Genomic DNA, 13714 nt, shown 5'->3' with positions numbered 1-13714 from the left:
CGTCGTTGAAAGCCGTTAGTAATTTCGCTATAATTGAAACAATGTGTCTAATGAGACCGGAACTGATAGGAAGATTGGCTAAAGGTGGTACAGTATATGAATACGATTGCAGTAATCGGCAAGGTGTTTGTCGATATTAAAGGAACCTCGTTCGCCCCGCTTCATAAAGATGCCAAGAACGTCGGTGACATCGCGTTCTCGAACGGTGGGACCGGCCGAAACGTCGCCCAAAACTTAGGTGTTCTCGGGAATGACGTCCGTTTCGTGTCGACCGTGACGAACGATCAAATCGGGATGGGTGTTCTCGAAGAACTCCGCGGTTTGAACGTCAACGTCGATCACGTCGATTTGCTCGATGACAATGGGATGGGCATGTGGCTTGCCGTCATGGATAACAACGGTGACCTGCAAACGTCAATCTCGAAGCAACCGGACGAAGCGATGATGGAAGAATGTATCCTCCGTCGCATCGATACAGTGTTCGCTGAAAGTGAGGCGGTCGCGATTGACCTCGACTTGTCGGTCAATGTATTGAACGAGACCATTGAACTGTGCCGCGAAATGAAGCTTCCGCTGTATGGCGTGTGCGGTCATCTGTCGGTGATTGAACGGAACCGTCATTTACTCCAAGGTTTCACCGGCTTCATCTGTAGCCGCGAAGAAGCGGAGATTTTGTCTGATATGTCCATCGTCACTGTGGACGATGCGTTACGCGTCGCCGAAGTGCTCGCAATGAAAGGAGCTCCGCTCACAATCGTCACGATGAGTGAGCTCGGCGCCGTCTATGTCGACTTACGCACGAATGAACAAGGTCACGTCCCGACGACGAAAGTGAAAGTTGCCGACTCGACCGGTGCGGGTGACTCATTCTTCTCCGCTGTCATCTCTGAGTTGATGAAACGTCACCCGATTGAAGATGCGCTCCGACTCGGGATGCGCGTCGCTGGGAAAGTCATCGCCTCGCACGATAACGGCCTGACACCTGACATGTACGCCTCACTTGAACAACCAGCAACAGATTAACCAAAACGCATCGGCCGCGAGTCGATGCGTTTTGTTCACGATACGAAATCGAAAGGAACGATTCCATTGGTCAGAACGAAATTACGCAGTGCCATCATCCTCGTGAATGAACATGACGAAGTCGCGCTCATTCGCCGAGAGAAAGAAAACCTTTTGTATTATGTGTTTCCGGGCGGCGGTGTCGAATTCGGTCATACGGCTGAAGAGACGGCCGTCCGTGAAGCGTTCGAAGAGCTCGGCGTCCACGTCGAACTTGAAGGCGTGGCCGCACATGTCGCCTTCAATGGAGAGTTGAACCCATACTACTGGGCCCGGATGACCGGTGGTGAGTTCGGGACCGGGACAGGTGAAGAATTTCAAGCAGAGCAAACGAACGGGTCGTATACGCCGATGTGGGTGAAGCGAAGCGCGCTCAGCCATTTGCCGGTACGACCACCATCACTCGCCGACTTGCTGTCGAATGAAGCCGAACGATTTTTCAATAAAACGCTGGCGGAAGACTGATTTCATGTGTAGCCTCCTGACATTTCGGGAAAGAAAGTTTCTAACGATAACGTTCAGGAGGCTCATATATGGATACTACAGAAGTAAAAGAAAAAAAGAATTGGTTCGCCTTCGGGAAAGAGTTGCTTCGTCGCTTCAAAGAACATGATGTTCAAGATTACGGCGCGACACTCGCTTTTTTTTGGTTCTTATCGATTTTCCCGGGTATCATCTTCATTCTCGCATTGCTGTCGTTCTTTGACATTTCTCAGGCGTCGTTCCAAGAGCAGTTGAACAACTTGGCGCCCGGGGCGGCCGCGACTGAATTTTTGACCGGTATCTTCGACGCCATCGGCGAACCGCGCGGCGGACTCCTCTCGATCGGTGCGATTTTAGCCATTTGGTCGGCGGCTAAAGGGGTTGAACGCTTGATCAATATGGCGATTCACGCGTACGGGGAAGATAACGAACGTAATTTCTTCGTCAGCAAAGGCATCGCCCTCGGGTTGACGTTATTACTCGGCGTTGGCATGTTACTGCTCATCGTCTCGAACGTGTTCGGTTCGCAAATCATCGATTTCGTGGCCCGTTTCATCCCTATTTCGGGGGCCGACGTCATCTTGATCAACGTGTTCCGCTACGTGTTGACGACCGTCATCTTGATTTTCACGCTGTCAATTTTCTATAAAATCGCCCCGCAGCAACACGTGTTCTGGAAAAGCACGATTCCAGGTGCGATCTTCGGCGTCATCGCCTGGCAGCTCGTCTCCCTCGGCTTCAGCCTGTACGTTTCGAACTTCGGCAATTACGATTCGACGTACGGCTCACTCGGAGGAATCATCGTCACGTTGCTTTGGTTACAATTGACCGGCATGATCATTTTGATCGGCTCAGAAATCAACGCTACTTGGCAACGTTTCTTCAAAACGCCGAGCGAACGTGAGTACGAGAAAAACTATAAGAAAAATAAAAAGTCCAAATCAAAAGATTCGGACGATGACGACTATAAAGATATCCCCGTCAACACATACGGGTAACGAAAGAAAGGCGGTCTCTCCAGAAGAGACCGCCTTTTGCATTATGCTTCGACGACGTCGAGACGACCGGTCGCAGGGTCGATGACGAACCCATGGACGTTCGTGCCCGGCGGCAAGAGCGGGTGGTTTTTGACGAGGTTGACCGAGTTGACGACGTTCGCTTCGACCGAGTCAAACCCGTGCAACCACTTCTCCAAATCCATCCCTGACGACTTGAGTGTTTGAAGTGTCTGCGGTTCAATGCCGCGACGTTCCATTTCTGCGATGACCGCATTCGGATCAATCGCCGCCATGCCGCAATCATAATGACCGATGACGATGACCTCTTCGGCCCCGAGCGCATACAACGCGACGAGGATCGAACGCATGACCGATCCGAACGGATGTGACAATACGGCTCCCGCATTTTTTATGATTTTGGCATCCCCGTTTTTTAGTCCGAGGGCTTGAGGCAACAACGCCGTCAGACGCGTATCCATACACGTTAAAATGACGATTTTTTTATCGGGAAACTTATCCGAGACAAATTGCTCATATTGTTTCTCTGTTACGAATTTTTCATTGAACGCTAGCATTTCTTGAACGACTGACATGTGGTTCCCTCCTCTTAATTCACGCGATTAGCCGCGCGACCATTAACCCGATGACCATCCAAGCGCCAAACAACGTGTTCACTTTTGCGGTCATCGCCATCGCCGGCATGAGTTCAGCCGGTTCACGCTTGACCCAAAAACGCTTCACTGCCCGTACCATGATTGGAATTGTCAGCAATGACAACAGCACCCACGGCGTCACGCCAAACCCGAATACGGCGACGAGGATGCCGACCAATGCCGCGATAAAGAATCCGGCCAAGACGAGAACGGCACGACGATGTCCGACGAGACAGGCGATTGTTTTGCGTCCATTCACTTTATCATTATCCAAATCACGAATGTTGTTCGCGAGCAAGATCGCCCCGATCAAAAGCGCCATCGGAAACGATACGAGCAACAGTTCTGTCGTCACCGTCCCGATTTGGATATATCCCGAGATGCCGATGATGACATAACCCATGAATAGGCCAGCGACGATTTCCCCGAACGGCGTGTAGGCGATCGGGAGCGGACCTCCCGTGTACAGGAATCCGACGACCATCGACAGCACACCGATCCAAATTAAATGCCAACTCGTTGAAGCCGCAATATAGAGCCCGAGCACAGCCGCCACCCCATACATACCGAGCGCGATCCCGAGCACTTGTCCGGGTGTGAACCCATCACGTACGATCGAGCCACCGATTCCAATGGAACCTTCGTGGTCGAGTCCACGCTTGTAATCATAATATTCATTAAATAAATTCGTCGCGATTTGAATCAAGACCGAGGCGATGAGCATCGCTAAGAACAATCCCCACTTCAACTCGACTTGCCCGAGGACGATGAACGTCCCTAACAGCACCGGTATGAAGCTCGCTGTCAACGTATGCGGGCGAATCATGCGCCAGTACGCACCTTTCTCTCTCTTCTTCATGCACTTCCCTCCCTTCGTTAGTTTACGTCTCTTTGAAAAAACCTGTCAATGCCCGCCGCTCGGACGGCTCCCTTCACTTTCTCGAGCATTTGACGGCCAGTTCTGTTGTGAAGTCATGATACACTAAAGAATGAGAATTCCATTGGATTGAGGAGGCTTTTCTTTCATGCCAGATACTCAAACACACATTAAACAACGAATCGAACAAGCCCATAAACGGGCACGTGCTTGGCAACGACCGGTACTTGCCTCGTACACGTGGGAAATCCCTTCGTTCGACGCGTTCCATATTATTCAAAACACTGAAACGTCCCACTACTATTTTTCGACGCCAGACCGCTCCCTCGAGATGCTCGGATGTGCCGATGCGCTCGTGTTGACGGCTTCCGGTCCCGAACGTTTCCAACGTCTACAGTACGATTGGAGCCTGCACCGCCGGGACGTCGACGCGGTCATTTATGCGTTCTCGGGCTTTTCGTTCGACACGTTCGTGCGGCCCCAAAAAAATATGTGGGAAGCGTTCGGTGAAGCATCGTTGGTCGTGCCGAAATTTCTATATCGCCGCTCGGGCGACAAGCACACGTTGACCGTTTCAACGCTCGTCTCGGCCAAACGTTCGGTCGAACAATATTTGATTCAATTGGCCGATCAACTCGCCCAGTTCAACGCGCTACATGCGCCCGACGAACAAACACCGACTTACTCGCAAGTCAAAGACGGCGTCGACCATTTCAAGTCGAGTTTCCAACAAGCTAAACTGAACATCACTGAAGAACGAGTCGAAAAGATTGTCATCGCCCGGGAAGAAATCTACCAGACCTCGGAAGAGGCGTTCCCGTTCGCGACGACACTGCGCCACTTGTCAGAACATCAGACGGGCAGTTACGTGTTCTTGTATCAGCCGAAGCGGGAAATCGGATTTTTCGGAGCGACGCCGGAACGGCTCGTCAAGAAACAAGGACCGTACATTGAAACGGCCGCCATCGCCGGCACCATCAAGCGACCAGACACCGAGATCGAATCGGATGTAGCCAAACAGACGTTACTCCACGACGCCAAAAACCTCGAGGAACACCAAATCGTCGTGAAGGACATCAAGAACGCCCTCACACCATACGCGGCTACCATCAAGGCACCGGAGTCGCCGCGCATCTTGGAGAACCGGTCGGTGTTCCATCTGCACACACCGATTCAAGCAACGCTCGATACGAACGCATCCTTGCTGTCGATCATCGAGTCGCTCCACCCGACCCCGGCGCTCGGTGGATCTCCGAAACGGACGTCTGTCCGCTTGTTGCGCGAGATTGAACGGTTCGACCGCGGCTGGTACGGGTCACCGTTCGGTTGGCTGAACACGGACGGTGAAGGAGAGTTCGTCGTCTCGATCCGGTCGGCTCTTGTCCACCATCAATTCGTGGCGCTATACGCAGGCTGTGGAATCGTCCAAGAGTCTGAACTCGAAGCGGAGCTCGCCGAGACAGAAATCAAGCTCAGTCCAATCAAGCAAGCTCTCGGATTGGACAAAGTACGCGCAGGAGGCAATGAAACATGAATGAACCGTTAACGGAGTGGGTCGCCGGTATGATGAACCGGCTCGTCGAACAAGGGGTCGAGGACGTCGTCATCAGTCCCGGCTCTCGCTCGACACCGCTCGCCATGGCCGCCTATCTTCATCCGAGCGTCCGACATCATATCATCGTCGACGAACGGTCGGCCTCCTTTTTCGCACTCGGGTTGACTCGTTCGCAATCATCGTTGCGCCCGGTCGCGCTCATCTGCACGAGCGGTACTGCCGCCACCAACTACTTTTCGGCGGTGGCCGAGGCAAATATCTCACAACTGCCGCTCGTTGTGTTGACGACCGATCGGCCGCACGAACTTCGGAACGTCGGGGCGCCTCAAGCGATCGACCAAGTTCGACTGTACGGCGACCACGTGAAAACGAGCGTCGACCTCCCCGTTCCTGAAGCTGCGAGCCAGCGCTACATGGAACAGACAGTGGCCCGGCTCGTTCGGACGAGTATGCATGCGCCATTCGGCCCGGTCCATGTGAACATCCCGTTCCGTGAACCGTTGTTGCCGGATATCGAGCGCTTGACGTCACTCCTGGGCGGTGAAGCCGAATCCTCTGACCCGACCTATCTTAAACCGACAAGTCTCGACTTGAAACGGTTCAAACAAGAGATTGACGTCAATCGTCTCGCCTTCATCGTCGGACCAGGTACTCCGACATCATGGCTTGAGCCTCTCTATGCGTCGGCGCTGGCCCACCGTATTCCGGTCTTCGCCGACCCATTGAGCGGGATGCGCCGGTTTGACCATGTCTTGACGAACTATGACGCGTGGCTCGCTAGCGAGGATCGCACAGAATGGACACCTGACGCGGTCGTCCGGTTCGGGGCTGCCCCCGTCTCGAAACGGCTGAATCAGTGGCTTCACGACGTGCCATACGTCTTGATTGAGCAACCGGGATCGTTCCGCGACCCGTCGAACAGCGCCACGGTCGTGTACGGCGATGCGATTGATTATGTCGCCACCATCAACAAAGACTATGACGCCGACTTATTCGATCGTTTCGCATTGTTCGAACGCGTCGCCGAATCCGCAAAACCTGCTTTGAGCGGAGAAAGTGCATTGACGCGTCATTTGCTAGCGTCTCGTCTTGATCGCATCTTCGTCAGCAATAGCATGCCGATCCGTGATATCGATACAACACTTTCAGCCGGTCAGTCAATCGACGTCCTCGCCAATCGCGGGGCGAACGGGATTGACGGCATCATCTCGAGCGCGCTCGGTGCCTGTCACGATACGGACAAGGCCGCCCTGTTAATTGGCGACTTGGCGTTTTATCATGACAGCAACGCCCTGCAACTCGTCAAATCGCACCCAGGTACGTTCTCCATCGTCGTCGTCAACAATGATGGCGGCGGCATCTTCTCCTTCTTGCCACAAGCTTCGATCGCACCGCAAATGTTCGAGGACTTGTTCGGGACGCCGCTCCACTTGAACTTGCGCGGATTTGCCGAGACATACGGACTCAGCTATCGCTTGCTCGAGCAGCCTGAAGATGTCATGACGGCGATTGAAGCAGGCGTTCAGCTGATTGAATTTCCGTCTGATCGCGCTAGAAACGTGGCCGAGCATCGTCGTTGGACCGCTTCGCTCACGGACCGTTTGACGACGGAGAACGAGTCGTGATGCGTTCCGTGCGTGGCGTCTCCTATGAGGTGCTCGAACGTGGAAGCGGCCGTCCCGTTTTGCTTCTTCATGGGTTCACTGGGAGTGCGACTTGGATCTCCCAGTTCCCTGAGCTCCCCGTCCGGCTCGTCGCCCCGTCGCTATTGCAACACGGCGGCACCGGACAGCAAGCGGTCGGGCGTGCCAAGATGAGTCAACAGATTAAAGACTTGTCGGCGCTACTCGATACGGACGAAGGTCCGTGGACGGTCGTCGGTTACTCGCTCGGCGGACGTATCGGGATGACACTCGCCGCCTATGATGATCGGGTCAACCACTTCATCGGCATTAGCACGACGCCCGGGCTCAACATAGCGGCTGAACGTCGACAACGCCGGCTTCAAGACGAAAAGCTCGCCGAATTCATCGAGCGAGCAGGACTTGAGGCGTTCGTTGACCGTTGGGAACGTCTTCCGCTCTGGCATCAAACCGACGAGATGCGCGCCGCCCTACGTCCTGAGCGGTTGGCCCAACGTCCAGCCGCACTCGCGGACAGCCTCCGCGCCATCGGGACGGGTAGCATGCCGTCGCTCTGGCCGCTACTCGACCGTTTACCTCGCACCGATTTGATCGTCGGGGAACACGATGTGAAGTTTCAACAGATTGCTCGGAATATGCAGTTGATTCGTCCCGATATTGAAATTCATGAAATTTCGGACGCATCTCATGCTCCACATGTCGAGAATGCCCAACAATTTGGTACAATGATAGAGAAATTGATTTTAGGGGGAATTTAAATGGAATCAGTAGCAAACTGGACATCGGTCCGCACGTACGAAGATATCAAGTACGAGAAGTGGAACGGCATCGCAAAAATTACCATCAACCGCCCGGAAGTACGGAACGCGTTCCGTCCACTCACGGTCAACGAGCTCATCGACGCGTTCGCACGCGCCCGTGACGATAAAGAAGTCGGTGCCATCATCTTGACTGGTGAAGGCGATCAAGCCTTCTGCTCAGGCGGCGACCAAAAAGTCCGCGGCCACGGCGGCTACGTTGGTGACGACGAGATTCCACGCTTGAACGTCCTCGACCTTCAACGTTTGATTCGCGTCATCCCGAAACCAGTCATCGCCATGGTAGCCGGTTATGCGATCGGTGGCGGACACGTCTTGCACGTCGTCTGTGACTTGACGATTGCAGCCGACAACGCCCGTTTCGGTCAAACTGGACCAAAAGTGGGCTCGTTCGATGCCGGTTACGGTTCAGGTTACTTGGCCCGCATCATCGGCCACAAGAAAGCACGCGAAATCTGGTACCTCTGCCGTCAATACGACGCACAGCAAGCGCTTGACATGGGACTCGTCAACACGGTCGTCCCACTCGAGCAACTTGAAGCCGAGACGATCCAATGGTGCCAAGAGATCTTGCAACACTCTCCGACGGCACTTCGCTTCTTGAAGGCAGCGATGAACGCCGACACGGACGGACTTGCAGGACTTCAACAGCTTGCCGGCGACGCGACGCTTCTCTACTACACGACAGACGAAGCGAAAGAAGGACGCGACGCCTTCAAAGAAAAACGCGACCCAGACTTCGGTCAGTTCCCGCGTTTCCCGTAAATCGACAAAGAGTAGCGACTTCGCTACTCTTTTTTTGGAGGTTCTGATGATGAATCGTTATGTGACACAACATCGACGCGACGCCATGGCACTCGTCACCGCGTCCGTCAGTTTGACTTGGGCCGAGTTAAGCACGGAAAGCTCTCGTTTGGCCCACTTCCTGGAACGGGTCGCACCCGAAGCCCGGCATATCGGATTACGCGCTGCGAACAGCGCTGATTATGTCATCGCTGTCCATGCCATCCAGTCACTCGGAAAAGTGCTCGTTCCGCTCAACACGCGGTTGACGATGAGCGAACTGGCAGGACAAATCGAGACGGCCGATATCGATGTATTGCTCGTCGATGAACCGATTGAACTGTCGATCACCCAATTCGCGTTGACGTCACGAGATGAGGCGTCACTCGCTACACCGCACGAGTGGGCAGACGATGAAGTCATGTCGCTCATGTTCACCTCAGGCACGACTGGACGGGCCAAGGCCGTAAAGCAGACGTTCGGCAATCACGTCGCGAGCGCCGAGGCGGCCAAGACGCGCCTCGGTTACGGGACAAGTGACCGGATGCTCGTCGTGACGCCGCTCTTCCATATGAGCGGACTCGCGCAAGTGTATCGGAGCGCTCGTTTCGGTTCGCTACTATACGTCGAACCGAAGTTCGATGTCGCTCGTACACTCGAGTTGATTGCGACGGCAAGAATCACCCACATCTCGCTCGTTGCGGTCATGCTTAAGCGGCTCCTCGACGCAGGTCTCTCCCGCCATCAGTTGCAACTTCTGCTCGTCGGCGGCGGTCCCGTACCGCGTCCGTTGCTCGAAGAAGCCGAGCGGCGGCAGTTACCGGTCGCCCAGACGTACGGGATGACGGAGACGTGTTCGCAAGTCGCGACGCTGTTGCCAGCCGAGGCACTCGCCCACATCGGTTCGAGCGGTCAAGCAATCGCGCCGACCCAACTCCGTATCAATGCGGATGGGGAGATTGAAGTGAACGGACCGACGGTGACCCCTGGTTACTATAAACAGCCAGAGGCCGATGCTTGGACGCCCGACGGCTATTGGCAAACGGGCGACCTCGGCACGATGAAAGACGGTTACTTGTACGTCCATGACCGCCGCAGTGATTTGATCATCTCCGGCGGTGAGAACATTTATCCGGCCGAAATCGAGAGCGTGTTATTGCGTTGCCCGGGCATTCAAGACGTCGGGGTCGTCGGTCGTCCCGACCCGACTTGGGGAGCGGTACCCGTCGCCTTCACGGTCGGTACGTTCGATTTCGATGAGGCGATTCAGCTGCTGCACGACCATCTGGCATCTTATAAACATCCGAAAGCATGGATTGCCGTCGACGAGCTGCCTCGTAACGCCAACGGTAAATTGATGCGTCATCGCTTAAAGGAGGCTGACCATGATTCGTCGCGCTGAACTGTATATCGTCCCCCTCACGTTCAAACATCCGATTGTCACCGCCCACGCCGTGTTGACGACGAGACGGACGGTCATTCTCCGGCTGGAGACGGTCGACGGTGTTGTCGGCTACGGGGAAGGTGTCGCGTTCGAGACGCCATGGTATACGGCTGAGACCGTCCGCTCCGTCATCGATACGTCCGCTTTGATTGTCCAACTCCTGAAAGGGATGACGTTGTCTGCCACCTCGTTCGGTCCCCATGTCAGCTCGATCATCGGCCAACCGATGGCGAAAGCGATGTGGGAGAGCGCTCTATGGGAAGTGGAAGCGGCCCGCGCGAATCAGACATTAAAACAATACGTCCAAGCCGGCGATGCCGTGGCATGCGGCCGGACGATTGGCATCGGTCTGCTCAGTCAGACGTTGAACGCCATCGAGGCTGCGCTCGCGTCCGGATTCGACCGGATCAAGTTAAAAGCGTCCCCGCATGAACTGCTTCCTGCGCTCGGCGAGATTCGCAGCGTTTTTCCGGACGCCCCGCTCATGATTGATTTGAACGGAAGTGGCTCCGAGCAATCGCTTGACTGGTTCGAGGCATTGGACACCTACCGTCTCTTGATGATCGAACAGCCTTATCCGAGCACATATTGGGTCGAGACAGCGGACTTGCAGGCACGGCTCACCACAGCGATTTGTCTCGATGAATCGATCAGTGCCGCTCAAGACGTGGCGACGATGCATCGACTTCGAGCCGGTCGCATCGTCAATATCAAACCGGCCCGCGTCGGCGGCTGGAGCGAGGCGCTCGCGATTCGTGATAGCGGCACCCCCTACTGGGTCGGTGGGATGTATGAGTCCTCCATCGGCCGTTATCACACGCTCTTATTCGCCTCATTGAACGGAGCCGCCTACCCGGCCGATATGGCCGGGACGAGCGCTTACTTCGAGACCGATTTGCTCGATACCCCGCTCGAAGTCGAGAACGGACAATTGATGCTTCCCGACCAGGTCGCACCGGATTGGACGAAAATCGAGCAACTGAGCGAACAGACGATTCGACTCCTGTAAAAACTCCGTAAAAAAGGCGGCAGACTTCGCGTCTGCCGCCTTTTCATCGTTAACGGAATGTGCCCGTCAACACTTCATAGCCGTCTTTCGTGACGACGACCGTGTGCTCGAATTGCGAGACGAGGCTGTTGTTCGGGGTGAACAACGACCAACCGTCCTCTTCTGATTGATAGACGATTTCATCTTTCGTCGAGATGAACGTCTCGACGGCAATGACTTGTCCTTCTTTCAAGATGTCGTTCTCTTCACGGCTATAGTAGTTCGAAATCGTCTCCGGCTCACCGTGGAGCGTGCGACCGAGGCCATGGCCCGCCAAGTTACGGATGACCGTGAAGCCGTTCTTACGGGCATCGGCATAAATCGCTTTCCCGATTTGGTTGACCTTGACGCCGGCCTTCACTTTGCTGAGACCCGCTTCGAGCGATGTCAATGACACTTCGACCAACCGCTCGTGTTTAGCCGATTTCGGTGTGCCCGCGATGACCGTACGTCCTGTGTCGGCATAGTAGCCGTCCTTCACGGCCGATACGTCGACGTTGACCACGTCACCGTCTTGGATGACGAGGTCACCTGGAATCCCATGGGCTGCGACTTCATTGATGGAGATACACGTATAACCCGGGAACTCATACATCGTGATCGGGGCCGAGGCGGCCCCTTCCGCTTCTAAAACACGCTGCCCGATTTCATCCAACTGTTTCGTCGTCATGCCTGGTTTGACCGCTTTCGCCATCTCATCGCGAGCCAAGGCGACAATCCGCCCAATCTCGCGCAATGCATCGTAATCATAATCTAACATCATTTTCCCTCTCAATCTAATAGTCGATTTTGATATAAGAACTCTTCAGATAAATCGGCAAACAAGAACATGCCGTCCGGTAACGGATAACTGAACGTCCGCGTCACTTCGTTCGAACTGAAGTCGCGATAATCCTCGGACAAGTAGCCCCGTCCGCGCACGTCCATCGCCGCCATCGTCCGAATAAAGTACGGACGGAAACTCCAGTTATAGCCGCGATACGTGTTATCGACCGTCCAAGCGGACTGTGCCTGATAGACGTTCGCGCTCGTCTGGAACCCGGTTTGGTCCGTCAAATAGTAACGGACGAACGTCCCTTCGAGTTTCGGGGCAATATGGAGCAACCATTCATCTTTCTTATCGCGCGACCACTTCCCGCTTTGGACGAGATCGTGGATTTGTTTATGGAGTTCGAACTCCAATTCATATAATCGCTTTAATCGCTCTTGATCGTGTAAGAAGAACGACGGTACTTCTTGCGTCAATACGCTCATACCTTTCGCTTCGCGCGGCGGCATCGCATCGCTTTGCCCGAGGAGACTGCCCATATAATAACGTCCGCCATGACGCCACGCATAACGCAACTGTCCGAGATGGTCGATCGATTTATAGAGGAGCGGAGCCCCGAGACGGGAAGCGATGTATTCCATCGTCTGAAGCATTTGCGGATACGTGACCGATAACGTCTTCTTCTCGACCATCGTCGCCAAATCGACGAGCAACATCTCAGGCGCCACCGTCATGATGTCTTCGATGCTCGTTGACTCAGCGAAGTCGAGCGCGACTTTAACACCAGATGAACGATAATATTGGACGACTCGTGACAAGCGTGACACGTCGACGAGATCCGTCCCTTGAAGCGTCACATAAATGCGATGGAGCGGGAAGTTCAATTCTCGGAGCGGGGCCAAAAACGCCTCGCCTCCTTGTTCGAGAATCCACTCTGAACGACATCGGAACGTGACGAATTGCGTCGCATCCCTTAACTGTTCGGCCGCTAAACGCTCCATCCGTTTGGCGATATCGAGCTGATACTCGAGCGGAACGTCATCGTCGTAAAAGAATGGGGTGAGCGACTCGCCCCTGAACTGTCCATGGACCATATAACCTTCTACTTGGAAGGTGGCGGCTCCCAGGATTGGTTCAAATGTCACTTCGACTTCTTCTGGATTCATCATCACATCCACTGCGTCCAACTTGATCACCTCGTCTTTTTTCTAAACACGAAAGCGAGCTGGGTTCAGCTCGCTCGTGTATGCACATACATATAGGCACCGAAACAAGCAATGAAATATACGATACTCATCACACCGTAGCCGATTCCCATCTTCCCGCCCACGCCGATGGCCATCACAAGCCAAATCATCGCGCCGAACAGGAGCGTGGCGACCGGGATATATCGAAAATTCGGACGCTCGGTCCGCGTAATAATCGGTTTCAAAGCCAGGACGCACGCCACTAGTATGACGAGACCAAAACCTAGTTCAATCATCCGTTGACACCTCATTTTTCTGTCTCTACTCATCTAGTGTAGCATGACACCATAAAAAAAACCGCAAATCCACTTAAGGAGATGCGGTTTTAGTTATT

At 54.3% G+C, this 13714-nt stretch carries 14 protein-coding genes; 9 read left to right on the top strand and 5 right to left on the bottom strand.

The annotated features are described in order from the left end of the window. Window positions 1–96: 96 nt before the first annotated feature. From AC13H5_RS03530 to AC13H5_RS03520, 3 genes are all read left to right on the top strand, one after another. Window positions 97–1023 (top strand): carbohydrate kinase family protein, encoded by a 927-nt coding sequence (locus AC13H5_RS03530; protein WP_034781033.1) that lies wholly within the window; start codon window positions 97–99, stop codon window positions 1021–1023. Window positions 1024–1089: 66 nt separating this feature from the next. Continuing rightward, window positions 1090–1527: an NUDIX domain-containing protein gene (locus AC13H5_RS03525; RefSeq protein ID WP_034781346.1), complete on the top strand. Its 438-nt coding sequence runs from the start codon at window positions 1090–1092 to the stop codon at window positions 1525–1527. Window positions 1528–1595: 68 nt separating this feature from the next. After that, on the top strand, window positions 1596–2543 hold the full coding sequence (locus AC13H5_RS03520; protein WP_214754223.1) for a YihY/virulence factor BrkB family protein: 948 nt from the start codon (window positions 1596–1598) through the stop codon (window positions 2541–2543). Between the two features lie 41 nt (window positions 2544–2584). Here AC13H5_RS03520 and AC13H5_RS03515 read toward each other — a convergent pair whose 3' ends face one another. Together AC13H5_RS03515 and AC13H5_RS03510 are read right to left on the bottom strand one after the other, a co-directional pair. Beyond that, on the bottom strand, window positions 2585–3136 hold the full coding sequence (locus AC13H5_RS03515) for a beta-class carbonic anhydrase (protein ID WP_034781037.1): 552 nt from the start codon (window positions 3134–3136) through the stop codon (window positions 2585–2587). A gap of 19 nt (window positions 3137–3155) precedes the next feature. Further along, entirely contained in the window at window positions 3156–4055 is a 900-nt protein-coding gene (locus AC13H5_RS03510) for a 1,4-dihydroxy-2-naphthoate polyprenyltransferase (protein WP_138859928.1), read from the bottom strand. A gap of 166 nt (window positions 4056–4221) precedes the next feature. On the opposite strand from AC13H5_RS03510, the gene AC13H5_RS03505 reads away from it, so the two are divergent. The 6 genes from AC13H5_RS03505 to menC are packed head-to-tail and all read left to right on the top strand — an operon-like array spanning window position 4222 to window position 11325. Then, entirely contained in the window at window positions 4222–5607 is a 1386-nt protein-coding gene (locus AC13H5_RS03505) for an isochorismate synthase (RefSeq protein WP_483546315.1), read from the top strand. Next, window positions 5604–7253 (top strand): 2-succinyl-5-enolpyruvyl-6-hydroxy-3-cyclohexene-1-carboxylic-acid synthase, encoded by a 1650-nt coding sequence (menD, locus tag AC13H5_RS03500; protein ID WP_483546314.1) that lies wholly within the window; start codon window positions 5604–5606, stop codon window positions 7251–7253. The genes AC13H5_RS03505 and menD overlap by 4 nt, the downstream gene beginning before the upstream one ends. Further along, window positions 7253–8029: an alpha/beta fold hydrolase gene (locus tag AC13H5_RS03495; protein ID WP_483546543.1), complete on the top strand. Its 777-nt coding sequence runs from the start codon at window positions 7253–7255 to the stop codon at window positions 8027–8029. Before menD ends, AC13H5_RS03495 begins: the two co-directional genes overlap by 1 nt. Next, the gene (gene menB / locus AC13H5_RS03490; protein WP_021067784.1) at window positions 8030–8854 is read left to right on the top strand and encodes a 1,4-dihydroxy-2-naphthoyl-CoA synthase; all 825 of its coding nucleotides are present in this window, start codon (window positions 8030–8032) and stop codon (window positions 8852–8854) included. It begins immediately after the preceding gene. A 46-nt stretch (window positions 8855–8900) separates the two neighbouring features. After that, the gene (gene menE / locus AC13H5_RS03485) at window positions 8901–10274 is read left to right on the top strand and encodes an o-succinylbenzoate--CoA ligase (protein ID WP_483546313.1); all 1374 of its coding nucleotides are present in this window, start codon (window positions 8901–8903) and stop codon (window positions 10272–10274) included. Beyond that, a complete protein-coding gene (gene menC, locus AC13H5_RS03480; protein ID WP_214797582.1) occupies window positions 10258–11325 on the top strand; it encodes an o-succinylbenzoate synthase in 1068 nt (355 codons plus the stop codon). The genes menE and menC overlap by 17 nt, the downstream gene beginning before the upstream one ends. Window positions 11326–11374: 49 nt before the next feature. Here the strand turns inward: menC and map are convergent, their stop codons facing one another. The 3 genes from map to AC13H5_RS03465 are packed head-to-tail and all read right to left on the bottom strand — an operon-like array spanning window position 11375 to window position 13616. Beyond that, a complete protein-coding gene (gene map / locus AC13H5_RS03475; protein WP_138859932.1) occupies window positions 11375–12124 on the bottom strand; it encodes a type I methionyl aminopeptidase in 750 nt (249 codons plus the stop codon). Window positions 12125–12135: 11 nt separating this feature from the next. Continuing rightward, on the bottom strand, window positions 12136–13311 hold the full coding sequence (locus tag AC13H5_RS03470) for an EAL-associated domain-containing protein (RefSeq protein ID WP_371743433.1): 1176 nt from the start codon (window positions 13309–13311) through the stop codon (window positions 12136–12138). Between the two features lie 53 nt (window positions 13312–13364). Beyond that, a complete protein-coding gene (locus tag AC13H5_RS03465) occupies window positions 13365–13616 on the bottom strand; it encodes a hypothetical protein (RefSeq protein WP_034781064.1) in 252 nt (83 codons plus the stop codon). Between the last annotated feature and the right edge of the window lie 98 nt (window positions 13617–13714).

It is taken from the genome of Exiguobacterium sp. FD-YE-25-4 (assembly GCF_057004685.1).
The sequence above is the reverse complement of the archived record's forward strand: the minus strand, read 5'-3'. Positions and strand labels throughout refer to the sequence as shown.

Excerpts from the sequence above, each read along its gene's own strand:
- AC13H5_RS03530 (WP_034781033.1), top strand. The coding sequence starts at position 97 with ATGAATACGATTGCAGTAATCGGCAAGGTGTTTGTCGATATTAAAGGA.
- AC13H5_RS03520 (WP_214754223.1), top strand. The coding sequence starts at position 1,596 with ATGGATACTACAGAAGTAAAAGAAAAAAAGAATTGGTTCGCCTTCGGG.
- AC13H5_RS03515 (WP_034781037.1), bottom strand. The coding sequence starts at position 3,136 with ATGTCAGTCGTTCAAGAAATGCTAGCGTTCAATGAAAAATTCGTAACA.
- AC13H5_RS03510 (WP_138859928.1), bottom strand. The coding sequence starts at position 4,055 with ATGAAGAAGAGAGAGAAAGGTGCGTACTGGCGCATGATTCGCCCGCAT.
- AC13H5_RS03505 (WP_483546315.1), top strand. The coding sequence starts at position 4,222 with ATGCCAGATACTCAAACACACATTAAACAACGAATCGAACAAGCCCAT.
- menD (WP_483546314.1), top strand. The coding sequence starts at position 5,604 with ATGAATGAACCGTTAACGGAGTGGGTCGCCGGTATGATGAACCGGCTC.
- AC13H5_RS03495 (WP_483546543.1), top strand. The coding sequence starts at position 7,253 with ATGCGTTCCGTGCGTGGCGTCTCCTATGAGGTGCTCGAACGTGGAAGC.
- menB (WP_021067784.1), top strand. The coding sequence starts at position 8,030 with ATGGAATCAGTAGCAAACTGGACATCGGTCCGCACGTACGAAGATATC.
- menE (WP_483546313.1), top strand. The coding sequence starts at position 8,901 with ATGATGAATCGTTATGTGACACAACATCGACGCGACGCCATGGCACTC.
- menC (WP_214797582.1), top strand. The coding sequence starts at position 10,258 with ATGATTCGTCGCGCTGAACTGTATATCGTCCCCCTCACGTTCAAACAT.
- map (WP_138859932.1), bottom strand. The coding sequence starts at position 12,124 with ATGTTAGATTATGATTACGATGCATTGCGCGAGATTGGGCGGATTGTC.
- AC13H5_RS03465 (WP_034781064.1), bottom strand. The coding sequence starts at position 13,616 with ATGATTGAACTAGGTTTTGGTCTCGTCATACTAGTGGCGTGCGTCCTG.